Source organism: Streptomyces sp. NBC_01410, assembly GCF_045040195.1.
Classification (GTDB): Bacteria; Actinomycetota; Actinomycetes; order Streptomycetales; family Streptomycetaceae; genus Streptomyces.
Genome location: NZ_CP109530.1, coordinates 350,007 through 373,398, shown reverse-complemented (window position 1 = coordinate 373,398; position 23,392 = coordinate 350,007). Strand labels below are relative to the sequence as shown.

The 23,392-nt window shown below is 69.1% G+C and carries 19 protein-coding genes and 3 pseudogenes; 6 read left to right on the top strand and 16 right to left on the bottom strand.

Going from position 1 to position 23,392, the window contains the following annotated elements:
* Window positions 1-79: 79 nt before the first annotated feature.
* From OG741_RS01755 to OG741_RS01725, 7 genes and pseudogenes are all read right to left on the bottom strand, one after another.
* Window positions 80-625: a pentapeptide repeat-containing protein gene (locus OG741_RS01755; RefSeq protein ID WP_405594371.1), complete on the bottom strand. Its 546-nt coding sequence runs from the start codon at window positions 623-625 to the stop codon at window positions 80-82.
* Window positions 626-790: 165 nt separating this feature from the next.
* A complete protein-coding gene (locus tag OG741_RS01750; protein WP_405594368.1) occupies window positions 791-1,528 on the bottom strand; it encodes a hypothetical protein in 738 nt (245 codons plus the stop codon).
* Between the two features lie 152 nt (window positions 1,529-1,680).
* Entirely contained in the window at window positions 1,681-2,034 is a 354-nt protein-coding gene (locus OG741_RS01745; RefSeq protein ID WP_405594366.1) for a hypothetical protein, read from the bottom strand.
* A gap of 365 nt (window positions 2,035-2,399) precedes the next feature.
* Window positions 2,400-2,711: pseudogene (locus OG741_RS01740) on the bottom strand (hypothetical protein); the annotation flags it as partial.
* Between the two features lie 73 nt (window positions 2,712-2,784).
* Entirely contained in the window at window positions 2,785-3,654 is an 870-nt protein-coding gene (locus tag OG741_RS01735) for an IS5 family transposase (protein WP_405594364.1), read from the bottom strand.
* 228 nt (window positions 3,655-3,882) lie between these two features.
* The gene (locus OG741_RS01730) at window positions 3,883-4,878 is read right to left on the bottom strand and encodes a 3-oxoacyl-ACP synthase III family protein (protein ID WP_405594362.1); all 996 of its coding nucleotides are present in this window, start codon (window positions 4,876-4,878) and stop codon (window positions 3,883-3,885) included.
* The gene (locus tag OG741_RS01725) at window positions 4,875-5,759 is read right to left on the bottom strand and encodes an SDR family oxidoreductase (RefSeq protein ID WP_405594360.1); all 885 of its coding nucleotides are present in this window, start codon (window positions 5,757-5,759) and stop codon (window positions 4,875-4,877) included. The genes OG741_RS01730 and OG741_RS01725 overlap by 4 nt, the downstream gene beginning before the upstream one ends.
* A gap of 389 nt (window positions 5,760-6,148) precedes the next feature.
* Here OG741_RS01725 and OG741_RS01720 point away from each other — a divergent pair, with 389 nt between their 5' ends.
* Window positions 6,149-8,374, top strand: a complete 2,226-nt coding sequence (locus OG741_RS01720; RefSeq protein WP_405594357.1) for a haloacid dehalogenase-like hydrolase — start codon at window positions 6,149-6,151, stop codon at window positions 8,372-8,374.
* Window positions 8,375-8,502: 128 nt separating this feature from the next.
* On the opposite strand, the gene OG741_RS01715 is transcribed toward OG741_RS01720, so the two are convergent.
* The 3 genes from OG741_RS01715 to OG741_RS01705 form a co-directional block, all read right to left on the bottom strand.
* Complete coding sequence (locus OG741_RS01715; protein ID WP_405594354.1) at window positions 8,503-9,357, bottom strand: hypothetical protein; 855 nt, start codon at window positions 9,355-9,357, stop codon at window positions 8,503-8,505.
* A gap of 235 nt (window positions 9,358-9,592) precedes the next feature.
* A complete protein-coding gene (locus OG741_RS01710) occupies window positions 9,593-10,249 on the bottom strand; it encodes a GNAT family N-acetyltransferase (protein ID WP_405594352.1) in 657 nt (218 codons plus the stop codon).
* A 269-nt stretch (window positions 10,250-10,518) separates the two neighbouring features.
* Window positions 10,519-11,322, bottom strand: a complete 804-nt coding sequence (locus tag OG741_RS01705) for a polysaccharide deacetylase family protein (RefSeq protein ID WP_405594350.1) — start codon at window positions 11,320-11,322, stop codon at window positions 10,519-10,521.
* A 176-nt stretch (window positions 11,323-11,498) separates the two neighbouring features.
* Between OG741_RS01705 and OG741_RS01700 the strand changes: the two genes are divergently transcribed.
* Window positions 11,499-11,867, top strand: a complete 369-nt coding sequence (locus OG741_RS01700) for a hypothetical protein (RefSeq protein WP_405594348.1) — start codon at window positions 11,499-11,501, stop codon at window positions 11,865-11,867.
* A gap of 527 nt (window positions 11,868-12,394) precedes the next feature.
* Here OG741_RS01700 and OG741_RS01695 read toward each other — a convergent pair.
* A complete protein-coding gene (locus OG741_RS01695; RefSeq protein WP_405594346.1) occupies window positions 12,395-13,276 on the bottom strand; it encodes a diacylglycerol/lipid kinase family protein in 882 nt (293 codons plus the stop codon).
* Window positions 13,277-13,314: 38 nt separating this feature from the next.
* Entirely contained in the window at window positions 13,315-14,910 is a 1,596-nt protein-coding gene (locus OG741_RS01690) for an FAD-binding oxidoreductase (protein WP_405605343.1), read from the bottom strand.
* Window positions 14,911-14,991: 81 nt separating this feature from the next.
* On the opposite strand from OG741_RS01690, the gene OG741_RS01685 reads away from it, so the two are divergent.
* Window positions 14,992-15,591, top strand: a complete 600-nt coding sequence (locus OG741_RS01685; RefSeq protein ID WP_405594344.1) for a TetR/AcrR family transcriptional regulator — start codon at window positions 14,992-14,994, stop codon at window positions 15,589-15,591.
* Window positions 15,588-17,156, top strand: coding sequence for a glycerol-3-phosphate dehydrogenase/oxidase (locus OG741_RS01680; protein WP_405594342.1), 1,569 nt, complete (start codon window positions 15,588-15,590; stop codon window positions 17,154-17,156). The genes OG741_RS01685 and OG741_RS01680 overlap by 4 nt, the downstream gene beginning before the upstream one ends.
* Window positions 17,157-17,235: 79 nt before the next feature.
* On the opposite strand, the gene OG741_RS01675 is transcribed toward OG741_RS01680, so the two are convergent.
* The gene (locus OG741_RS01675; protein WP_405594340.1) at window positions 17,236-18,195 is read right to left on the bottom strand and encodes a GlxA family transcriptional regulator; all 960 of its coding nucleotides are present in this window, start codon (window positions 18,193-18,195) and stop codon (window positions 17,236-17,238) included.
* A 137-nt stretch (window positions 18,196-18,332) separates the two neighbouring features.
* Here OG741_RS01675 and OG741_RS01670 point away from each other — a divergent pair, with 137 nt between their 5' ends.
* Complete coding sequence (locus OG741_RS01670; protein ID WP_405594338.1) at window positions 18,333-19,292, top strand: proline dehydrogenase family protein; 960 nt, start codon at window positions 18,333-18,335, stop codon at window positions 19,290-19,292.
* A 343-nt stretch (window positions 19,293-19,635) separates the two neighbouring features.
* Here OG741_RS01670 and OG741_RS01665 read toward each other — a convergent pair whose 3' ends face one another.
* Complete coding sequence (locus OG741_RS01665; RefSeq protein ID WP_405594336.1) at window positions 19,636-21,534, bottom strand: propionyl-CoA synthetase; 1,899 nt, start codon at window positions 21,532-21,534, stop codon at window positions 19,636-19,638.
* A gap of 262 nt (window positions 21,535-21,796) precedes the next feature.
* Here OG741_RS01665 and OG741_RS01660 point away from each other — a divergent pair.
* Window positions 21,797-22,330: pseudogene (locus OG741_RS01660) on the top strand (transposase); the annotation flags it as partial.
* Between the two features lie 38 nt (window positions 22,331-22,368).
* Here OG741_RS01660 and OG741_RS01655 read toward each other — a convergent pair.
* Entirely contained in the window at window positions 22,369-23,046 is a 678-nt protein-coding gene (locus tag OG741_RS01655) for a putative immunity protein (RefSeq protein ID WP_405594334.1), read from the bottom strand.
* A 28-nt stretch (window positions 23,047-23,074) separates the two neighbouring features.
* A pseudogene (locus OG741_RS01650) lies at window positions 23,075-23,220 on the bottom strand (ABC transporter permease); the annotation flags it as partial.
* Between the last annotated feature and the right edge of the window lie 172 nt (window positions 23,221-23,392).

Sequence of the window (23,392 nt, the reverse complement as noted above, 5' to 3'; positions counted from 1 at the left end):
TCCGTCGTGGCGATCATCCCGCTCCACCGACAGCCGAGAATCGTCGTGTACCGGCAGTCCGCGTGCGGCGGCCGGAGGATCACGGCGAGCCGCCACGGGTGTGAGGAGGCACTCCGCGTGCGCCCTCAAGGACCTCCAGCTTCGCGCCCGACAGCTTTGCCCCGGTCAAGTCTGCGTTGCTCAGGTCTGCATGGGTCAGGTCTGCGCCGGTCAGGTCCGCGTCAGTCAAGTCCGCGTCGATCAGAATGACGCCGCGCAGGTCCGCGGTGCGCAGGTTCGCTCCGCCGAGGTCCGCGCCGGTCATGTCGGCCGCGCCCAAGCGCGCGTTGGTCAAATTGGCGCCCCCGAGAAATGCGTGCCGCAGGTCCGCATTTGGCAGCTTCACGCCGGACATGTTCGCGTTGTCGAGGGACGCGCCTGAGAGGTCGAAATTCTCGAGGCCTGCGTCTCGGAGATCCGCGCCGGTGAAGAACGCGAAGCGGAAGTTGCTGTGTCTGGGCATGCCGCCTTCTGTGAGCCCCACTTCGCGCTCCAGACCGCGCAGATCGACACTGCTCAGATCAGCTCGGCACAGCGGCTTCCCGTCCTGGGTCACCTCACGGTCGGCGGACCGGTTGCCCAGCACGGAAACTACAGCCGCTACGTCGGTAGGGGGTCTGTACTCCTCTGCCGGCTTGAAGCCACTGACCAGACCCTCCAGGCGCCGGGCAGGGCTGAGCGATGTCCGGGCGATCTTGTTTGGGCCCGAGACGCTGGGGGGAGTCTGGCTTCCTCCGTCCCGGCTGCGGGTTCAGCCGCTCTGGCTGAGGCTGCTCATGACGTCCTTCATGTCCTTGATCAGGAGTGGTTCGAGTTCCTTGGGAGTGGGAGGCAGGGACACGTCTCCCCTGGCCATGACGGTCAGCTCCAGCGTGAACTCGGCTCTGCCGTCGAGCACATTCAGTTGCATCCAGTGGAAGCCGTCCCCGAGTTCGTTGGTCACCAGATAGGCATGGTCCGCGAGGCCGGGCACACGGTGTACATCGGTCTTTCCCTCACCCCCGCCCGCCGCGAACCGCTTCCTGGTGCCTGCCCGCCTGGCCTCGAACTCGGCTGCCAGGTCAGTCTGTTTGTGCAGGACGACCGAGAGCTTAATCCGGCCGCGGTGCAGGTCCTTTCCGCTGGCCTGCAGCCCACCGAAGCAGTCCGCCGTGTCCATGGCGGTGTGCCTCGTCACCGAGGACGTCCAGTCCGTGTCCTTGGCGAACCGGGTACTCAGCCCCGGCAGGAGAGCCTCGTCGCACAGCCGGTCTGCGACGCGATAGTCGACCGTGTCGGGTGTACCGGGAAGCCCGAATGCGTAGAGCCCCGAACCCCACACGACCGACGCCGCCACGACGCCTCCCAGCCCGCCCAATATCCAGGCCTTGACCCGGGGTGTGCGGGGCGCTGATGGGGCTTCGTCGTCCGCGGTGTCCGGAGCGGGCGATTCCGGGAAGCCTCCAATGACCTCGGGCTCGCTGATTGCGTTCTGCTGTGGGCTGTCCATGGTCGTGAACCTATGTTGACCAGCGGCTTCCCAGGAGAGATCGCTGATAACGATGTGAAACGCCGAACATGATCGCCCGGACAAGTCCTACGCGCTGCCGCCAGATCGGCGACCTGCGGGTCGCCTGGGCTGGGAAGCCGTCCTTGTGCGGCTCAGTGGGGAGGGTTGACGAAGTCCAGGGCCTCACGGGCCAGTCCGTCCCAGCTGAGCTCCGAGCCGGGGTCCAGGCTGAGCCACTCGCGCATGAGCCGCCCGTGCCCCGGGTCGAAGCGCTCGCCCTCACCGGCATCCACCAGCTCGTCGACCCGGGCCCGCGGGAGCTTCACCACCAGACGGCCCTGCGCGAGCATCGCGAAAATCTTTCCGCCGACCTTGAGCGCAGCAGCGCCGAACTTTCCCTCCCGTCCCGGCTCGTCGCCAGGGATGGTCACCCCGTCCAGCTCCGCGAACTGCGCGACCAGCTGCTCGTACCGCTTTTCAGGAGAGACTGCCCGTCGTCGCTGCATCGGCTCCTCGACTCATTCCGGCCGGTGCGGGGTCTCCTGCCGACCTCCGCCATCTCGGCGTCCGGCAGCCTACTGTTGTGACCAGGCAGATCATAAAGAACAAGCTGAGACTGAAGTCGGCTTGCGTTGGCGACGTACCGCCGAACCCGCGCCCGAAGTGGATCTCCCGGGCATGCTTGGGCGGGAACGCGCTGAAGCCGGACCTGTCAGATGCCGCGTCGGCGTCGGGCGACCGTGTAGCCAATGGCTCCTACGGAGCAGAGGGCGAGACTGAGGCCGCTGCCTGTCTGAAGACCGGTGGGACCTGACGCTCCGCCGAGGCCGCCCTGGGCTCCGCGACTAGGACGTGTTTTAGAAGTCTCTGGCTTGGCGGGCCGTCCGGGGAAGTCGCGGGCGGCCATCCAGATGGTGAGGTCGCGGGCGATTCGGTCGATGCTGGTTTCGGCGGCGACGTCGTGTTCGCGTCGGGTGGTGTCGCGGCGGACTACCTCGTAGCCGCCGTCCTCCAGGACCGCGACGGATGTGAACCAGGCGGGGTCCTCCTCGTCGGGCTGGATGACGACGAACGTGTTGTCCCAGTCGTTGAGGTCGTCGATCAGCATGAACAGCGCGTCTTCAGACGGGTCGTCGATGTGATCGCCGTTCTCACTGTCGGCGCAGTAGTACGCGGCCCCCATCGAACCCGTCTCCCCTCGCCCCGCTGACCTGATCGCGATCAGGATGACACGCAGGGCCGACTCGTCCAGCAGGTCACAGCCATTCATTGATCGCGGCTATCTGGACGGTTGCCTCGAAGCGGACGGCGAGCTTGTCGAACCGGGTGGCCACCGCCCGGTTCCGCTTCAACCGGTTGATGCCGCGCTCGACAGCGTGCCGGGCCTTGTAGTCCTCGCGGTCAAAGGCCGGATGCCGCCCACCAGTCGTCCCCCGACGTCTGCGATGGCTGGCCTGATCGGCAGGTTCCGGGATCGTGCACCGGATTCCCCGCCGACGCAGATACGCGCGGTTCGCGCGGGACGAGTACGCCTTGTCGGCCCGCACCCGCAGTGGGCGGACGCGGGGCCGGCCCAGCCCGAGCCTGGGAACCGGGATAGCTTCCAGAACTGCCATGAACTGTGGGCTGTCTCCACGCTGTCCGGCTGTGACCAGCAGTGATAACGGTCGCTGCCCTTGTTCACAGGCGAGATGAATCTTCGTGGTCCAGCCTCCCCGAGACCGGCCCAGGCCGTGGTCGTTGGGTTCAGTACGGCTTCCGCCCGGCGGCTCCTTCTGGCCCTGCCCGTCCCGGCGAGCGCCAGCCGCGTGCTGATGAGCTCGGCAGATCGTGGAGTCGACGTTCACCTCCCAGGTGATTAACCCGGCTGCATCCGCCCGGGCTTGCAATCCGGTCAAGACCCATGACCAGACACCGTCCCGCTGCCAGCGGCGGAAGAGCCCGTAGACCGTCTGCCAAGGTCCGTACTCCGGTGGCAGGTCACGCCACGGGGCGCCAGTCCGCACCCGCCAGCGAATGCCATCGATCAACCGCCGCCGGCTCACCGACGGCCTGCCCATCACCGCGACCGGTAACAACGGTTCCAGTACCGCCCACTGGCCATCTGAAAGATCCCCTCGCCCCACACCGAGATCATCACCCCCGCAAGACGATCCACGGACCCACTTCTAAAACACGTCCTAGGCGCCACGAAAGCACCGAGGGCGAAATTTGCTGGGCCCCGGAGCTGGCGCGCCAGGTTCGGCAGAAGTCAGCGGTGTCCAGGTCGCTGAGACGTTGTGCTGAAGGGGCCGGTGGCGGTGTCGCAGGCCTCATCAGGTCTTGACGTGGCTGCCCAGGACACTGCTGATGGCCTACCAGTCGATCAGCATCACGCCGCCACTGGCGCCGCTGGCCATGCCGAACAAAGCCACCTGCATCCCTGGACGCAGCCGGCCCTCCTCGATGGCGAGGGCCAACTGGAGGGGGAGGGTGGCGGCGCCCATGTTCCCGGTGCGGTGGAAAGTGGGCACGATGGCGTCGGGATGGACACCGAGGCGTTCGCAGAATGTGCGGACGAAGGGGACGGACGGCTGGTGGACGCAGGCGAGGCGAAGTTGTTCCGGATCGGTGTGCTGTTCCTTCATCCACTGTGCGGCGCGGGTGTCCAGACCGAGGAAGGAGGCGAGCAGCTGGTCGGAGTCGATGTGCAGTCCTGCCGGCTTGCCGGGGGCCTGGTGGGGGTTGAACAGGGTGGCCGCGGGCCAGCCCGCGGAGTTCGCCATGAAGGTGCTGCCGGTGATCCCGGGTTGGGCGGAGGCTTCGAGAAGCAGGGCGGCGCCCATGTCTCCGCCGGTCAGGGAGGCGAGTCCGGTGCGTAGTGCGGTGGGGCTGGGCAGTGTCCATCGGCTGAGCCGGCTGAGCGTTTCTCCGCATGCGACGACGATGCGCCGGTAGCGGCCGCCGCGGATGAAGGCATCGGCAACCTCCAGGGCGTTCAGGACGCTGTTGCAGGCGTTGGAGATGTCGAAGACCGGGCAGCTCAGTCCGGTCCGGGCAGCGACGATGTGGCTGTTGGCGGGTTCCTGGACATCGGCGCTGACGGCGGCGAACAGCAGCAGGTCGATCTCGCCCGGGGCGAGGGCCGCCTGCTCCAGTGCGCGGTGGACGGCGCGGGAGGCGAGGTCGGACGGCAGGTCGCCTTCGACCGCGACGATGCGCTCGTCCAGTCCGTACAGCCTCCGCAGCAAGCCGGGCGGAATCCGCATGCCGGGGCTGTGCTCGCGCAGCCGGTCCTCGATGGCTTGCGAGCTCTCGCGGCCAGCGGGCAGGTGGACGGCGACCTGCGTGATACGGCTGTAGAGGCTCATGCCGCCCTCTTCCCAGCGCTGGCGCGCTGTGGGGCCCTGGGGGGCAGACCGGTGATCGTGTGTTTGACCCTGTCCGACAGCCACAGCGGTGACACCTCGTGCAGCGGTACGAGGAGGCGGGCGTCGAGACCGACGGAGTAACGGGCTTTGGGGCGGCGGGAGGACAGGGCCTTCTCGATGGTCCGGGCGACCGGCTGCGGGCCGGGGACGCGTTGGTTGACAGCCGTGAACAGAGCCCGCGACCGTTCGTAGCCGGCCCCGCCGCGATCCGCCCCGGCGAGATCGTCGACCGCCCGGTCCAGCATCGCGGTGGCAAACGCCCCGGGCTCCACCAAAGACACCCGGACACCCGCATGCGCCATCTCCATGCGCAGGCAGTGGGTGAGCGCGCTCAACGCGTGCTTGCTCGCGCTGTACCAGCCGCCCAACGGCCAGGGCACCCGCCCCAGACCGGACGACACATTCACGATCCGGCCCTCGCCCCGAAGGCGCATCCCCGGCAGGGCGAGGCGACAGATCCGCATGGCCCCCAGCAGGTTCACCTCCAGCAGATGACGCGCCTGCTCATCGGTCACGTCCTCCAACGACCCCGCCTGCGGCACACCGGCGTTGTTCACCACCGCCCACGCACCACCACCCGTCATGTCCACGATGCGCCCCATCGCCTCTACGCAGGAAGACGGCTCGGCGACATCCAGCACCACAGTCCTCAGCGACCGCCCGCGCGCCGCCGCAGCAGCGATCAGTACATCCGCCTTCTCCTGACTGCGCGCCGTGGCGATCACATCAAAACCACTACCGGCCAGCCGCAGCGCCGTCGCCGCACCGATGCCTCCGGTCGCCCCTGTGACCACCACACTGCGCTGTACCTGACGCCCCACTGAGCCATCCACCGCCACCCCTGATCCGCAGACGGCTCGCGCCCCTGTGCGCCACCGCACGGTGAGCAACGACCAGGAAGAAGCACAGTTGTGGCCCCGGCTACGGATTCGTCGGCGATCCCTGGCCCCCTGCACGGCGACCCATACGACGGACACAAGTCGGACCCGTTCGACAACAACGGCTTTCGCGACGACTACCAGGAACTGCAGCAGCAGCCGCGCACAGCCCGCGTCAGGCGCCCGGGGCTAAGGCGCCATCGCATGCCGCCGTTCGTGATGACGAAAGTGCACGACCGCTGCCCCGGGACGGCATGGCGCTGGTGTCTTCGATCGGGTGACAAGGCGGGGGAATCAGCGTGGTGCCGTGACGTGCCCGCGAGGCTCGGAGCATGCATATCGCGGTGCTGGATGTGGACGGGACCCTGATCGCCGGCACGCTGGCCGGTCCGTTGCCAACGATCCTGGCCGAGGCAGGGCTCGTTCCCCGCGATCGGCTCGAGCGGCTGCGCCGGGCACAGCTGACCTTGGATGCGGAGGACCCGCAGGCGGCGGCGCGGTTGAACGAGTTGTTCGCCGCGATGCTGACCGATGTGCCGTGCAGGGCGGTGTCCGCGGTGACGGCCCGGCTGTGGCAGCGGCAACGTGAGCGGCTGTTCGCCTTCGCCAGGCCGCTGACCGCGACGTTGAAGGAGGCCGGCCATGTGCCCCTGCTGATCTCGGGTGGCCCGCAGGAGATGCTGGCTCACCTTGCCCGTGAGCTGGGCGTGACCCACTACCGCGGCACACAGTTCGAGGCGGCTGACGGGCTGTTCACCGGCCGGGTTGCCTCCACGGTCGCCGACGGGAAGGACAGGGCTGCACAGGACCTGGTGGGCGCCGGGCGCATCGATTGGCCGGGTTCGCTGGCGGTGGGCAACTCCCTGGGCGACGTCTCGTCGATGAGCCGGGTCGGCCGGCCCGTGGCGTTCGAGCCCTCCCCCGCTCTCAGGATGCTGGCCCGCCACCACTCATGGCCCGTGTGTGACCGCACCAGCCTGCTCACCCACCTGCGCGACCAGGCCGCCCTGCCGGTATCCCCACCAGCCCCGGCCCGCGACCTGCCGCCGGCCCACCGCGCGGCGCTCGCACCGTCGGTGGGCAGCGCGTCCCGGCGGCTGACCGAACGGCTGCTTGCCCAGGTGGGCGGCCAGGGAGCCATTACGGGCGAGTGCTATAGCCGGGTCACCGAGTCGGCCCTGATGCTGACCCTGCTGCGCCGTCAAAAGGCCCTGCCCGGTGTGCAGAACCGACTGCACACCTACCTGTCACGCAACCGTACGGCCGCAGACGCCTTCGATGCCGCGGTCATCGACGCCACCCTGAACGGCATCGCGCCGACGGACCGGCACCGGCTCATCGAGCAGACCTTTGCCGGCGCCGCCCAACACTCCTCCGACCGAAAGAAGCTCGCCCTGGAGGCGATCCTCGCCGTCGTGGGACCCGAACCCTTCCACGTCGACGCCCCCTCCCACGCGTTCGAGCACCACAACGAGGCAACCTGGACCCGCCTGCGGCAAATCGCCATCCACCACCTGCACGTGCCGGACCCCGTCGCCCCGGAACTGACCACGCGCCTGCTGCGGCTGACCGAGCGCAGCCAGAGCCGCGGGATCATCGAGGGCAACGTGTTCGCGCACCTGTTCGCGCTGCTGTCGCTGCAACGGACCGTGCCCGACCACCGGGTCATCCACCACGGCATCACGGCCCTGACCAAAGCCCTCCGCGATGACGGCGGCATGCCGTTCATCGCCAGCGAGGAGATCTTCTCCACCGCCACCGCGGGCCTCGCCCTGGCGCGCGCAGGCGCCGACAGGCAGGTACTGCTCGCGATGGGCGACTACCTCGCCGCCCAGCAGGCCGACAACGGCGGCTGGGCATACGCCCAGGACGTCGTACAGACCGACGTGGACACCACCACCCACGTCCTGCCCTTCCTGCACACCCTCGACCCCGAGCGGTACCGGGCACCTATCACCCTCGCCCGGCAGTCGCTCACCGCGTACCTGGGCCAGGACGGCGGGATGCCCACCTACCTGCCCGGCCAGCCCTCCGAGCCGACCATGACCGCCAACACCCTCACCGCCTTACAGCCCTACCACTTCACCCACGCCCCCCTGCTGGAGCGGGCAACCGCCTATCTCCTCAACACGCAGAAACCCGACGGCACCTTCGAACGCAGCTGGAGCCTGAGCGAAGCCAACGCCATGCTCCGCGCCCTGAACGCCCTCACACTCGCCCACCGCCACAATCCCACAAGCCATCAAGGACGCCTTGCGCCGGCCATCGCCTCCATCCACCAGCGCCTGCTCGTCACCGCCAACCCCGACGGCGGCTGGGGCCAGACTCCCGGCGAAGACAGCGACCCGATGAGCACCGCCTACACCCTCACCGCCCTTGCCCCCACCCGCCGCAACCACCCGACCGTCCACGCCGGCCTGCACTACCTGCTACGCCAGCAGAAACCCGACGGCGGATACACCTCGCCCTCCGACCAAGCCGCCCCCCGCCCGCTGCGCTACACCATCCCCGTCCTCGCCGACGTCTTCGTTCTCCTCGCCCTCACCCACCTCGCCTGACACAGCGCCGAACGGGGAGAGGCCCAGCGGCTTCATCCTCGCCGTTCTGGTTACGCCTGCCGCACTTGCCACTCCTCCCGCCCTCACCTTTCGAGGGCTCGTAGGACCGACCGACGACTACCCAGGCCCTACGGGGATCCGGCGGCCGGAGAGTCTCCGGCGGTGATGAGGGCCAGCAATTCTTGCGCCTGGCGGATGCGTGGATGGGTGGGGTGAAGGAACTGCTTGCACTCGTCCAGTGCCTGATGAGCGGTCGCCTTGGCGTCGTCGCGGCGGCCCAGACCGTGTAGAGCGGCGGCGAGGACCATGGCCGACGCCCCGCTCCCGGCGCGGGACGCGGGCGGCGTCGGCTGTCGGGACTCGGCGAGCGCCTCCTCGTATCGGCCCTGGCCGTTCAGACTGTGCACCAGGAGGCACCGCAAGGAGGCGGCTCTGTTCTCCGTCGCGCGGGGCAGGTTGCCGCGCGCGATCGCTTCCCCCTCCTCGTATCGGCCCAGTCCGCACATGGCTTCCGCAAGGCACGCCAGAGCGGACAGCTCGATGTCCGCCACGTGGGTGAGATGTGCCAGGCGGGTCACCTCACGGAGGATGTCAGTGGCCTGGGACTCCGCCTCTGCGTAGCGCTCCTCACCGTTGAGAACGACCGCGCGAGCGACCTGCACGACCACCAGAATCTTCCGATCACCGCCGCTCGTCTGCTGCAACTCTGCTGCCAGCGAATCCAGTTCGGTGAGCACGTGCTCTCTGCGACCGTATAGAACCGCGGCGCTGAGGGCGTACGCCCTCGCCAGCCACACCGGCTCGGGGTGTCGCTCCCAGGCGCGTCGTGGCCGGGCCGCAAGAGCCTGCGCCTGGGCCTCGACCTCTTCGTACTCGCCCGTCTCGACCTGATCCAGGAGGCAGCGGAAGACTGTCGCCTGCGCTTGGGAGATCCCGCCCGTAGCCCGCCTGAACGAGCCGATGTTTCTCGATGTGAACTCCACGTGGTGGGACCTTACGGCGTCGCCCCAGTCCATGTCTTCAAGGGGCGGCCCCCGGCATCAATGTCGGTGCGTGCCGGAAGGAGGACCGTGCCCGCGGCGCCGAGGAGCGCGGTCGCCTCGGCGGAGGTCGTTCAGACGATCGCGGCGACCAGCAAACTACCTGCGGCGTTACCCCTCGCTCGCGAACATCTCCGTGCTCACGGCATGTGCGACCGAGGCGGGATGACCAATTCCGCTACGCCATCTCTTTGGCTGCGGATGCGGCAGCAACCCGCCGGGAGGCGGGAGGCCGCGCGCGCCACTGCGGCAGCAGCCCGGCAGCGAGAGCATGTGCGACCGTCGCCGAACCCGTTACCCGTGCCAGTCCGCGTCCTCGCACGTCTGGGGCAGTCAGCACGCTGATGTGAGCGGTCCAGCGGCGCCAGGCTTGATAGCCAGCAGCAGCCACCACCTTGCCGTGCTCGCGGACCACGAACACGGGCGACGTGATCTCGTCCAGAGAGGCCTCTGCAGCGTCCTCGTGACCCGCCGCCTTCTCCAGACTGCGCAGTGCTGGGTGGTGGACGGGCAGTTGCTCCACCGTCGATGAAGCGGCTACAGGGCGGAAGCATTCTGGGGACAAGTACGACAGCACCGCAGGACCGAGCACCCTAGCCACGGGCAGCACTTCACGGACCGAGCGGCATCCACAACAGCCTCTACCGGCAGCCCCGTCAGTGCGTCGCGCACCATCATGGCGGCGCTCTCGCTGGGCACGGTCACGATCGCCAATCCACCGAGAGCCACCACCCCGACCCAGCCAACCGGGCACATCCCCGATTCCGGGGACACAACCACGTTCACACCACCCGTCGGCGCGAACGACACCGGCACCCCAGCCAAGTCTTCCCATAGCCCCCGGGCTCTGGCCAGCACCGGATCAATCGACATGGCCTCGATCCTGCCAGTCGGAGCAGCCTGCTGACCCGGGGAATTGACCGGCCCCGGCATGAGAAACAGGTACTCACCGTCCGTGCAGGATGTTTCGTCCTCGGAGGTTCTTGGCGGGTGTGTTTTCCTGCCTCCGCACGGAAGGAGCGGGTCGTGCCGCCCCGCCGCCCCCGCCCCATCGAGTCCGACGCCCAGGGCCCTGGTCTTCGATCCCTCGCTCCTGGCGGGCGCTCACTCGCTGACCAGGTCCCGCAAGTCAGTGATCCGGTACCCGCGGGACTGGAAGGCTTCGATGATCCGTGGCAGCACCTCGGCGTCGAGGACGGGGCTCCGGTCGTCCGGAACGCCGATGTGCATCTGCAGGATCGCGCCGGGGCGCAGGCCGTCCAGGGCCCGCTGCACCGCCTTGTCCGCGGTCATCCCGCCGGCGGCGCCCAGGTAGCCGTTGGTGTCGGTAGTGAACTCGATGTCAGCAAAGCCCAGTTCGTTGACCTCCGCGATGTGCTGCAGGTTGGTCTCCCCGTACGGGAAGCGGAAGAACGGCAGCGGCACCGCCCCAGACGCGGTCCGGATGGCCCGGTTCGCGGCCAGCACCTCGCTCGCCCGCTCGTATGCGGTCAGGTCTACGAAGTTCGGGTGGCTGTATGAGTGGTTGCCCAGGCCGTGCCCGGCCGCCGAGATTCGGCGGACGGCATCCGGGTTGCGGTCGGCGAAGTCACCCGTGAGGAAAAAGGTGGCCGGGGCCTTGTGGCGGTCCAGGACGGAGAGCACAGTGTCCAGGCCCCGGTCGTTCCACGCCGCGTTGAATGTCAGCGCGACCACGCGCTGCTCGGTCCGGATCGTACGGTTCTCCGACCCGAACAGCGCCCGCAACCGGGCCTCGTCCCACCGCTGCGCGACCACCGCCGCCCGCTGCAATGCAGCGGGCCCCATGGCCGCGGGAGCGCCAACCGTGCTCACCACTGCCGCAGCCGCCACCAGTCCGGCGACCAGCAGCCGCCCGAACCTGAATCCTGCCTTCGAGAAGAGCGTCACACCCTCAAACATCGACGCAAGCGCGCTCCCGCTTGAGGGCCGCCAGGGCCGGATTTGCCACCCCGAACTCCCTGGCCTTCTACGTAGCCACCCTGAGTCGGTTCGGTGGCTGGTGGTCGGGCCGAGGGCGGGAGAAGTCGGTGGAACAGCGGGTAAGGGTGGGGCATGATCCGCTCATGGAACGAGTCGTTGATCTTGATCAGGCGGCCGCAGCGATTGCTGAGCGGGCCGCGCGATGGCTGGCGGCCGGTCTCAAGGCTGGGCGGTTGACTTGGCGGGACGAAGCCGCGTCGTGGCCTCAGCAGCTTGAGACTGACAGGGCACTCGTGCGTGATCCTGATTCGATCGGCGTGCTGATCTCCGGGCCGGCGGGCGCTGAGCTGTCCGTTGTGCTGTTCCGGGGCGGCTGGGCTGATGTGGACTTCGTTGCCAGCCTCGAAGACGCCGGAACGCTGCCGGCGTCCGACATCGATTCAGCAGCAGCATTCGGCACCCAGCTCGATCAGTGGGTTCCGCTCGTCTTCGGCGACCTCCGCGATAAGTAGTGCTGGAGGACTGGCTGCGAATCGCTTGCCGGACAGCACCTGCCCGGCCTTGGTCAGAGCGTAGCGCCGGGGGTGGCCCGGCTCGGGGATCGGTACGCGCCGTTGACCGTGTAGTCGGTGTTCGGCTGCCCGTCGTCATGGAAGGGGGAAAGTGTCACGGTGTGTGGTCGCGTCCGTCCCGTGGGGCGAAGGCTTTGAGGGCTTCTGCGTCGGTCGCGCGCGCGTGCAGGTAGTAGTCGGCCCACTCGCGAACATGCCACCGGGTGACCAGGCATGGTGGGAGAACCACTGGCGCCGACTGCAGCGCGTGGCACGAGAAGCGGGTAACGGCGGATCCCGCCCCACTGCGGTCGGCAACTCCCGGCGGACCGGCCACGTGATGCGGAGGCTGGCACCGCCCAGTAGCCCGCCAGGCGGGCACGCCCTCCAGCAGCCGTTGGAGATCTTCCTTGAATCGGCTCGGGCGCGACCGGAATCCATGAGACGGCGGTGGCCCCCCGGCTCGGGGGCCAGCCGCGTCCCTGCTGTCAGCACAGCACGCTGAGCGCCCCCGGCTGCACCCTGACAGTGACCGGCAGCGTCGCGTCGACCTCGCCGTCCGCGCCGTAGGGGATGTCCCGGTCGGCCTCGATGCGGATCTCCTTGCCCCGCAGCACCTCCACCTGCGGCCGCTGGAGGTGGGCGCCCGTCTTGAGCTCGTTCATCATCGCGAAGAACAGCCGCTTGGGCGCGTGCTGGATCACGACGACGTCCAGCAGCCCGTCGTCGAGCCGCGCGGCCGGGGCGATATTGCGGCCGAAGCCGTAGAAGCCCGAGTTCGCGGCGACAACCGTGTAGCCGCGCCGCTCGTGCGTCACGCCGTCGACCGTGATGCGGTACGCGGCGGGCCGCCACATCACCACGGCCCGCAGTCCGCCCGCGTAGTACGAGGCGGCACCGCGCAGCAGGCGGGAGGTGTTCGCGTGCCGGTTGGCCACCGCGTCGACGCCCGCGTACACACTGCCCAGTACGGACGTCCTGTCATGGACGGCCGATTCGACCTCGATGGTGTCGATCGGCTTCGGTGTGCCGTGCAGCAGCACCTCGGCGAGGGCCGCAGGGTCCGTGGGCAGTCCGAGCGCCCGGGCGAAGTCGTTGCCGCGGCCGGCCGGTACGAGCCCGAACACGGTGTCCGTGCCGCTGAGCACCCCGCCGATACAGCCGGCTATGCCGTCGCCGCCGACGGCGAGCACGATGTGCCCTTGCTCGCCGGCCTGCCGCGCCAGCTCCCCGGCGTGCTCCAGGCTGCGGCTGTATTGCGTGTCGATCTGAGCCCCGGCCTCCCGCAGGAGGCGAGCCAGCGGAAGCAGGGCCGCCGTACCGCTGGAACCCCCTGCGGCGGGGTTGACGACCGCGGTGAACTGTCGCATGTGTGCGCCTTTCGGACGGCGGGGGCTTTGAGGGAGGGTCAGCGGACGGGGATGAGCACGCCGGGGTTGAGGACCCCGGCCGGGTCGATTTCGGCCTTGACGGCTTGCAGGATGCGCACGCCGACCGGGCCGATCTCCTCGGTGTACCAGTCGCGGTGGTCAGTCCCCACACCGTGGTGGTGGCTGATGGTGCCGCCGGAAGCAAGGATGGCGTCGTTCGCAGCCTGCTTGGCCGGTGCCCAGTGTGCGACCGGATCGTCGCCCTGCGCCGAGACCACCGTGAAATACAGCGACGCGCCATTCTCGTACACATGGGAAATGTGGCACATCACCAGCGGCGGCGTGCCTCCATCGGTCAGTGCGGCGGTGAGCGCCTGGCGCACCGCGTCGTACAGCGCCGGAAGTGCGGACCAGAAGCCCGCGGTCTCCAGCGTCTCGGCGAACGCACCCGCGTCCAGCAGCGCGTCGCGCAGGTACGGGGCGTTGTAACGGCCGTGCGCCCAGCGGTCCCCAGGCTCCTCGCCCACGTACTCGCCGCCGCACGCGAGGAGCACCTCGCGTGCCCGCGCGCGGCTGTCCGCGGTGTTCTCGGCGGTGCCCTCGAATCCGGCGATCGCCATGCACCCGGCCGCCGCGGGTGCGTCCGAGTTCCCGATCTTGTCAGGCTGGGCCAGGCCGACGAACGTCTCTGTCTCGTCCGACAGTCGCAGCACGGTCGGTCGCGGACCGTCCTGGGCGAGCGTGCGCAGCGCAGCCGCGCCCGCCTCGAAGGAGGCGAAGCGCCACCCTTCGTAGATCCGGGTCGAGGGCAGCGGCCTGATCCGTACGGTCACCGAGGTGATCACGCCGAGCGCACCCTCGGAGCCGAGGATCAGCTGACGCAGATCAGGCCCGGCCGCCGAGCGTGGCGCCCGCCCCGCCTCCCAGGTGCCCTCAGGGGTGGCGACGGTGAGGCCGAGCACCATCTCGTCGAAGCGGCCGTAGCCGGCCGAGGCCTGACCGCTGGAGCGCGCCGCGGCGAAGCCGCCGATCGTTGCCCACTCGTACGACTGCGGGAAGTGGCCCAGCGTGAAGCCGCGCTCGTTCAGCAGCGCTTCCGCCTGCGGCGCGCGCAGCCCGGGCTGCAGCGTCGCGGTGCGCGAGACCTCGTCGAGCGCGAGCAGCCCGTCGAGGCGGCGCAGGTCCAGCGCGACGAAGCACCGCTTCACCTGCGGTGCGAGCCCGCCCACGACGGAGGTCCCGCCGCCGAACGGCACAGCCGCCACACCGTGTTCGGCGCAGACGCGCAGAACGGCCAGCACCTCGTCATGGCTGCCCGGCAACAGGACCGCCGCCGGGATGTCGTCGACCTCACCGGCCCGGATGCGCAGCAGGTCCGGGGTGGACTTGCCCCGGGTGTGCCGGATGCGGCTCTCGGCATCGGTGCGTACGTAGGCGCCGTCGCCCAGGCACTCGGCGAGCGCTCGGAGCGAGTCGTCGGCGAGCGGGGACGGGGGGACGGCGATGCCGTCGAGCTGCGCCGGCTCGGTCTCGCGCGGTGTGACGCCGAGCAGATCGCGCAGCAGACCGATCACCGAGTCGGGCAGCGGGGCCGCCTTGTCCGGGTCGCCCCAGCCGCTCCACAACATGTCCACCTGGGTCACTGGGTCGTTCCTCACCGTCGGTTTTGCCTGGCGCCGTGCCGTGCACCCGGCACTGGCATTACACTGTGACAGATGACGCCCATTCGTCACAACCAATCGGACGCAGACGCCGTCCTCGACGCGGCCCGCGACTGCGTCCTCGCCGTCGGCGTGCGCCGGACGACGCTCACCGACGTCGCCCGCCGCGCCGGGGTGTCCCGCATGACGCTCTACCGCCGATGGCCGGACGTGCGAACCCTGGTCGGCGACCTGATGACCCGGGAATGGATCGCGCTCGCCGTCGGCGCCATGCCCGATATCGATCCCGGTACCCCCACCCGCAGCCGCCTCGTCGACGGACTGGTCGCCGGCGTCACCGCCTTCCGCGCCCACCCGCTCTTCCACAAGATCCTCGACGTGGACCCCGAACTTCTCCTGCCCTACGTGCTCGACCGCCGCGGCGCCAGCCAGGACGCCCTGCTCGGACTCATCTCCGGCGCCCTGACCGAGGGCCACGCCGACGGATCCGTCCGCACCATGCACCCCGGCCTGCAGGCCCGCTCACTGCTGCTGGTCGTGCAGGCCTTCACGCTGTCGCTGCGCACGATGACCGACGAGGCCGACCCCGAACTCACCGAGACTGCCTTCCTCGGCGAACTGCGGACAATTCTGGAGAGGACCCTCACACCATGAGCAGCCCGACCGCCCCCGCGCCCGGCGCGTCGTCACTCAACGCCGCACGCCGCAGCCGCGAACTCGCCGAACTCTCCGACGGCACACAGGTCGACGTCCTCGTCGTCGGCCTCGGAGCCACCGGCGCGGGAGCCGCCCTCGACGCCGCCACCCGCGGACTGAGCGTCGCCGCGATCGACGCCCACGACCTCGCCTTCGGCACCTCCCGCTGGAGCTCCAAACTCATCCACGGCGGACTGCGCTACCTCGCCACCGGCCAGCTCGACGTCGCCCACGAAAGCGCCGTCGAACGTGGCATCCTCATGGAACGCACCGCCCCCCACCTGGTCCGGGCCCAGCCCTTCGTCCTGCCGCTCACCCCGCTCGTCTCCCGTGGTCAGGCCGCACTTGCCTGGGCCGGCTTCCGCGCCGGCGACCTGCTGCGCGCCTCAGCCCGCACCGCACGCGCCACCCTCCCCGCGCCGCGGACCCTGTCTGCTGTGGAGACCCGTCACATGGCCCCCGCGCTCCGGCCTGCCGGCCTGCGCGGCGGACTGCTGTCCTGGGACGGCCAACTCACCGACGACGCCCGCCTGGTGACCGCGATCGCCCGTACCGCGGCCGCCCATGGCGCGCGCATTCTCACCCGTACCCGCGCCCTCCACCTCAGCGGCGCCGGCGCCCGCGTACGCGACGAACTCACCGGCGAGGAACTGCTGATCCGGGCGCGTACGGTCATCAACGCCACAGGCGTCTGGGCCGGCGGCCTCGTCGAGGACATCCGCCTGCGCCCCTCCCGCGGCACCCATCTCGTCCTGCGTTCCGAGGACCTCGGCAGCCTCACCTCCGGCATGCACATCCCGATACCCGGCGAGAAGAACCGCTTCGTCCTCGTCCTGCCGCAGGGCGACGGCCGGGTGTACGTGGGGCTCACCGACGAACCCGTCGACGGCGACATCCCGGACGTACCCGAAGTGCCGGAGACCGACATCGGCTTCCTTCTGGATGTCCTCGGCTCCGCACTCGACGTCACGGTGACCCGGGACGACGTCGTGGGAGCCTTCGCGGGACTGCGCCCCCTCCTGGACACCACGTCAGACTCCGCACGCACCGCCGACATCTCCCGCAAGCACGCGGTGCTGACCTCACCCGACGGTGTCGTCACGGTCGTCGGCGGCAAGCTCACCACGTACCGGCGCATGGCCCAGGACGCCGTCGACGCCGCCGTCGGCGTACGCAACCTGGCTGCAGGACCCAGCCGTACGGCCACCCTCCCGCTCGTCGGAGCCGCCCGCCCCGGCACACTCGCCACCCTCGACGCCCCGCGCCGCCTCGTCCGCCGCTACGGGAGCGAAGCCCTCCAGATCCACGCCATCGGCCTCGCCGACCCCGCACTCGGCCGCCCCGTCATCCCCGGCCACCCCGTCACCGGAGCCGAACTCCTGTGGGCCGTACGCCACGAGGGAGCCCTCGACGAGTCCGACATCCTGGACCGCCGCACCCGCATCGGCCTGGTCCCGCACGACCGCGAGGCGGCGCACACCGCAGCCCGCGACGCGCTCACAACTGACGTGCCGCCCCGCTGACTTGCTGGAGGTCACAACGGCATACCGCTCTGCGGCAGGCGTCCGCCGAACAGACCGCCGAACACCTGAAGCGTGGGGGTCATGACTCCTGGTGCGGAGTACGGAAGGTGCGCCGGTAGCCCTGGGGTGTGATTCCCAGCCGCCGGGCGAAGTGGTGGCGCAGGTTGTCGACTGTGCCGAAGCCGGTACGCCGCGCGATGGCGGTGATCGGGTCGTCGGTGGTCTCCAGGTGGTGCTGGACGAGCAGGACGCGTTGTCCTGTCAGCCATTGCAGCGGGGTGGTTCCGGCTTCCTGCTGGAAGCGGCGGGCGAAGGTGCGCGGCGACAGGTGCGCGTGGCGCGCCATCGCCTCGACAGTCAGATTCTGGTCGAGGTTGGCCTCGATCCAGGCAAGGACGGGGGTGAGGGACCCGGTTCCTTCCCGCGGCTGCGGGCGTTCGCGGTACTGGCGCTGACCGCCTTCCCGGTGCGGGGGAGCGACCATGCGCCGGGCGATCGCGTTGGCAACGGCACTGCCGTGTTCCTTACGGACCACGTGGAGGCAGGTATCGACGCCGGCGGCAGTGCCGGCCCCCGTGATGATCGGGTCCTCGTCGACATAGAGCACGTCCGACTCGACCCGGGCGCGCGGGTGGCGGCGGGCGAGTTCCTCGGTGTAGCGCCAGTGGGTGGTGCAGCGCCGTCCGTCCAGCAGGCCTGCCTCGCCCAGGAGGAAGGCCCCGGTGCAGATGCTCAGGACACGGGCACCTCGCTCGGCGGCTGCACGCAGCTCGTCGGCCAGGCGGTCCGGCTGCGGCACCCCCAGATCGTAGGCGGGGACGCAGATGAGATCCGCGGAGGAGAGCCGCTCCAGGCCATGAGAGGTCCGCACGTCAAAGCCGTGCCGGGTGGGCACGGTGTCGCCCGTGGCCGAGACGAGGGCGAAGTCGTAGACGGGCAGCGCGTCGTCGCTCCGGTCGATGCCGAAGACTTCACAGAACACGCCCAGCTCGAAGGCGTGGCTGCCTTCGAGGGCCAGGACGGCGACATCGCTGAGCAACGGTTCACCGTCTCCTTCAGTCGACCAGCTGGCGGTAATTCCAGCCTACCTGTCATTTCTGCCACTGCCGCTGTCTTCCTGGGAGTGGAACGCTTGCTGCTGTTCCCTTCCATGCCCCCCGACAGCCAAGGGCCCCGATGACGACGAACCTCCCCTCCACCGGTACCACTGCACTTGCGTCAGAGGCTGGACAGGCCCTGCGGAGGCTCGCGCTCGACGAAGAGCTGAAGTGGCGCGTCCCGAAAGACCCGGTTCTGGGCCCCCTGGCCCGCAAGGTCGCCCGGCGCTTCGTGGCGGGCGAAAGCCTGACGGATGCGCTGGACCGTGCGCAGCGCATCCTCGCCGACGGTCACCGCGTGAATATCGAGTACATGGGCGAAAGCTGCCTCGATCGGCAGCGGGCGACGACGGAGACCGACGTGTTCCTCGACGCTGCCCGACTTCTCCCGCCCGGGTGCTCGATCTCCCTCGACCTCTCCCACATCGGTCTCGCTGTCGACGAAGAACTCGCCCTCGCCAACGCCTGCCGCATCGCGCAGGCCACCGCCGAGACCGGCCGGGAAATGGTGATCTCGGCCGAGGGCTCCGACCGCACCGACGCCGTGCTGGCCCTGCACCGGACCCTGTGCGAACGGTTCGACCACGTCGGCATCACCATCCAGGCGCGACTGCACCGCACGGCGGAAGACCTCCAGGAAGTCCTCGCACTTCCCGGCCGCATCCGCCTGGTCAAGGGCGCCTTCCTCGAGCCGGAGACCATCGCCTATTCACGCGAGGACACCGCCCTGGCCACCGCCTACGTCAACTACGCGGAACAACTGGCCGACTCGGGCCACCTGTGCTCCTTCGCCACCCACGACTGGGCCCTGATCCACCGCGTCGACCAGCACCTCGGCGGAACGGGCCATGAGACCGCTCCCTGGGAATTCGAAACCCTCCTCGGGCTCGGACCGGACCGTCTCAACGCCATGGCCAAGCAAGGCCACCCCACCCGCGAGTACGTCGTCTTCGGCACCGAATGGTGGCTCTACGTCTGCAACAGGCTCGCCGAAGATCCCCAGCGCCTACTCCAAGCCCTCATCGATGCAGCATCCTGAAAACCTACGCACCACTCCACTGCAGACAGCTCACCACCGCCCCGTTTCGGGACGAGCTCTCCATGAGCGAAGCCCTGGACGGTTGCTCCGTTGGTGCTCCCGCGGCCTCATCATCCGGAAGCCCGGCGCGCCCGGTTGGAAGAGTGAGCCATCGTCGGGAGGTCGCGTGGTCTGCCGGCCGAAGCCCGGGCCTACCCTGGCGGCCAGCGACCACGCTCCAAGTTGGCCTCGGACGCCACAGCGGATGCTCTGTCTCGAATGAGAACCCCTCGGACTGCCTCCTGAGAAGGACGTGAATGCCGGCCCGACTCAGGACACTTGCCACGGGAAGCGGAAGCCGGCACTAGACATCGTCGCGGAGTACCGGACGCAGGGCATCGATCACCGCGGCATCTTCGATGGTGGAAGGGAGTTCGGGGTCGCGGCCGTCGGCGATGTCGCGCATGGTGCGGCGCAGGATCTTTCCCGATCGCGTCTTGGGCAGCGCCGCGACCACGTCGACCCGGCGCAGCGCCGCCACGGGGCCGATCGTCTCCCTCACGGCGGTGACGAGTTCCGCGGCGATGTCACGCGCATCGCGGTCGGAGCCGGTCTTCAGCACGACGAAACCGCGCGGCACCTGTCCCTTGAGCGGGTCGGCCACGCCGACGACAGCACACTCGGCGACATCCGCGTGGGCCGCGAGCACCTCCTCCATCGCGCCGGTGGACAGCCGGTGCCCGGCAACGTTGATCACGTCGTCGATGCGGCCCATGATGTAGACGTAGCCGTCCTCATCCTTGCGGCCGCCATCGCCGCTGAGGTAGTAGCCGCTGTAGGTGGACAAGTACGAGCTGACGTACCGGACGTCGTCCTGCCACAACGTGGGCAGCGTTCCGGGCGGCAGTGGCAGCCGGATCGCCACTGCGCCGTCGGTGCCGGGGGGCGCTTCGCGGCCCGCTTCGTCGAGGATGCGCACGTCGTAGCCGGGCATCGGCACCGTCGGTGAGCCGGCCTTGATCGGGTGCGGCTCAAGGCCCATGGGATTGGCGACGATCGGCCAGCCGGTCTCGGTCTGCCACCAGTTGTCGACCACCGGCACACCGAGCAGGTCCGTCGCCCAGCGGTAGGTCTCCGGGTCCAGGCGCTCGCCGGCCAGGAACAGGTGGCGCAGCGATCCGATGTCGTGGGCGTGGAGAAGTGCTCCGCGCGGGTCCTCCTTCTTCACTGCGCGAATTGCGGTGGGCGCGGTGAACAGTGCCGTTACGCGGTGTTCGGCGATCACCCGCCACAACGCACCGGCGTCCGGGGTGCCGACCGGCTTGCCTTCGTAGAGCACGGTGGTGCAGCCGGTGAGCAGAGGCGCGTAGACGATGTACGAGTGGCCGACGACCCAGCCCACGTCGGACGCCGCCCAGAAGACTTCACCGGGGTGGGTGTCGTAGATGTTCTCCAGGGACCAGCGCAGCGCGACCGCGTGGCCGCCGTTGTCGCGCACCACGCCCTTGGGTCGGCCGGTGGTGCCGGAGGTGTAGAGGATGTAGAGCGGGTCGGTGGCGGCCACGGGGACGCAGTCCACCGGCTTGGCAGTAGCCAGGGCCTGGTCCCAGTCGAGGTCACGGTCGGTCAGGTCTGCCGTGAGTTGCGGCCGCTGGCGGATGATGCAGTGCTCCGGCTGGTGCTCGGCCAGGGCGAGTGCGGCGTCCAGCAGGGGCTTGTACGGCACGACGCGGGTCGGTTCGATGCCGCACGAAGCGGCGATGACGACTTTGGGGCGGGCGTCGTCGATGCGCACGGCGAGCTCGTGCGCGGCGAATCCGCCGAAGACGACGGAGTGGACGGCGCCGATGCGGGCGCAGGCCAGCATGGCGACGACCGCCTCGGGAATCATCGGCATATAGATCGCGACGCGGTCGCCCTTGGCCACACCGAGCCCCGCCAGCACTCCGGCGAACTGGGCGACCTGGTCGCGCAGCTCTCGATAGGTGAACGACGCCTTGCAGTCGGTGACCGGACTGTCGTAGACGAGTGCGAGTTGCTCGCCGCGCCCGGTGTCGACATGGCGGTCCAGTGCGTTGTAGCAGGTGTTCAATTGCCCGTCGGGGAACCACCGGTACAGCGGTGCCTGTGACTCGTCGAGGGCGCGGGTCGGCGCGACGGCCCAGTCGATGGCACGGGCGGCGTCCAGCCAGAAGCCTGCCGGATCCTCCAGACTGCGCCGGTACTCGGCCGCGTAGTTGCCCTGCTTCGGCGTCTGTGTCATGTCGATGTTCCCTTTCCTCGTTCCGGCTGGAGCCTGGAAGGATCGGCCCGCCGTATGCCCGCCCGTGCGGGCCGTGTCACGGTCAGTCCAGCGCATTCTTCCGCCGGGCGCCCGGGTAGCTCATCAGCCATTCGGTGACGGCTTCAGCACGCGTGCAGATTGGCTTCGCCCCTTCTCCGCGGTCGCTGAACGCGCGTCATCCGCCACGCCCGACGAAGTGATCTTATGGAACGATCGTGGTATGTGGACGGTCTCGTTCAGCAAGGGACCCCGAGCGGTGGCCACCGTGATCGACTCCCAGAGCCTGAAGGCCGCCGAGACCGTTTCCAAAGCCACCCGCGGCTATGACGCGGGCAAGAAAATCAACGGCCGCAAGCGCCACCTGGTCGTCGACACCCGAGGACTTCCACTGCTCATGGTCACACCCGCCGACCTGCACGACTCCGCCGCTGAGCGAAGGAAGTCCTGTTCCGGCTCCGCCTGATGCACCCCGAGATCACGATCGTGTGGGCCGACTCCGCCTACGCCGGGAAGCTCGTCGACTGGGCCAAACAGCACCTCAACCTCACCATCAAGCCGGTCAGCCGCCCCAAGGACGCCTTCGGCTTCGTCGTGCTGCCCCGCAGATGGGTCGTCGAACACAGCCCTTGCGTGGATGATGCACGCACGCCGCCATGCCCGGGACTACCAACGGCTCGTCCAGCCCTCCGAGACGCTGATCACCTGGGCCGGCATCACCCTCAGGACCAGACGCCTGGCCCGCAAGGGCGCCACCCCCAGCTGGACAAGGAAACCGGTGCCGGCCGACGCCTGAGTGAATCTTGAGATCCCTGGTCAGGCGAGGGTGAAGGAACGAAGGTCAGCATCCAACATGCGGATCAGTTCACCAACCCGTCCACCGCCACCCGGTGCCGCTGGGAAGCGTTTGAGCACGTCAACGACGACCAGTGTCGCGCGATGCACCGCTCGCTCAACGTGTTCGGCACCAATACTCGGATTGTCGCCAGCGACCAGTTCGGCTGCTCTGGCCGCGTGAGCGCCTGCTCCGAGTATGTGCTTGACCTGGGTGGCGTTGGCCAGCGGATGCAGGTAGGCGGCGCCTGCCGCAGACATCGCTGCCCGAGCTGCCTCGCGCGCAGCCGTAGTGTCCGCGCTCTTGGCTGCCTTGAGGGCCGCCCACGCTGTGTCGCGCAGAGGTTTTCCGCGCTCGCCACCCCGGGCGAACTCCCACGCGGCACCGATAGCGTCTCGAGGCCGCGAGTCGTCCGGCTGATCGGCCTCGAATACCTCGAGCACCACTTCCGCGCACGCCGCAGCGAACGCGGTGACCTCACGAAGGTCTTGCTTGCTCAGAGCGATCTCGCTTGCTTCTCCTGCCATGATTCCATCCTCGACCATTGTGCTGGACAGCATGGCGGCAGGGGCTCCGGGCCGCTGCGCGTTGGTCAGGGCCTCTTCGAGCAAGTCGATGCGGGCGCCTTTACGCGCGAGGCGCCTGAGGATCAGAAACACGCACTCCGTCCTCCGCGTTCACGTCGTGCTACTTCGGGTCGCGGTTGAACAGCGACGTGGACCAGTGGTAGCCGAGCACGGTCAGCCGAGGCACGAGGCGACGGCCAGCGACCCGTTGTGGCCGGTCTCGGTGCGGAGCAGCAGGCCGCGCAGCGTCTCGATGGCCGGGGTGAACCGCTTGCTTCTTGAAGCCTGGCAGCTCAGCGAACAAATAGTCGGTTGCCTGTTGGCGATGGTGGTGGATGCAATGTCCGGCATGGCCAGCCAGGTGCGCCCGCCACGGCGAGATGAGATGAACGCGTACTACTGGCCTTGCCACTCTGCGATCCGGGAAAGCTGCAGCCGA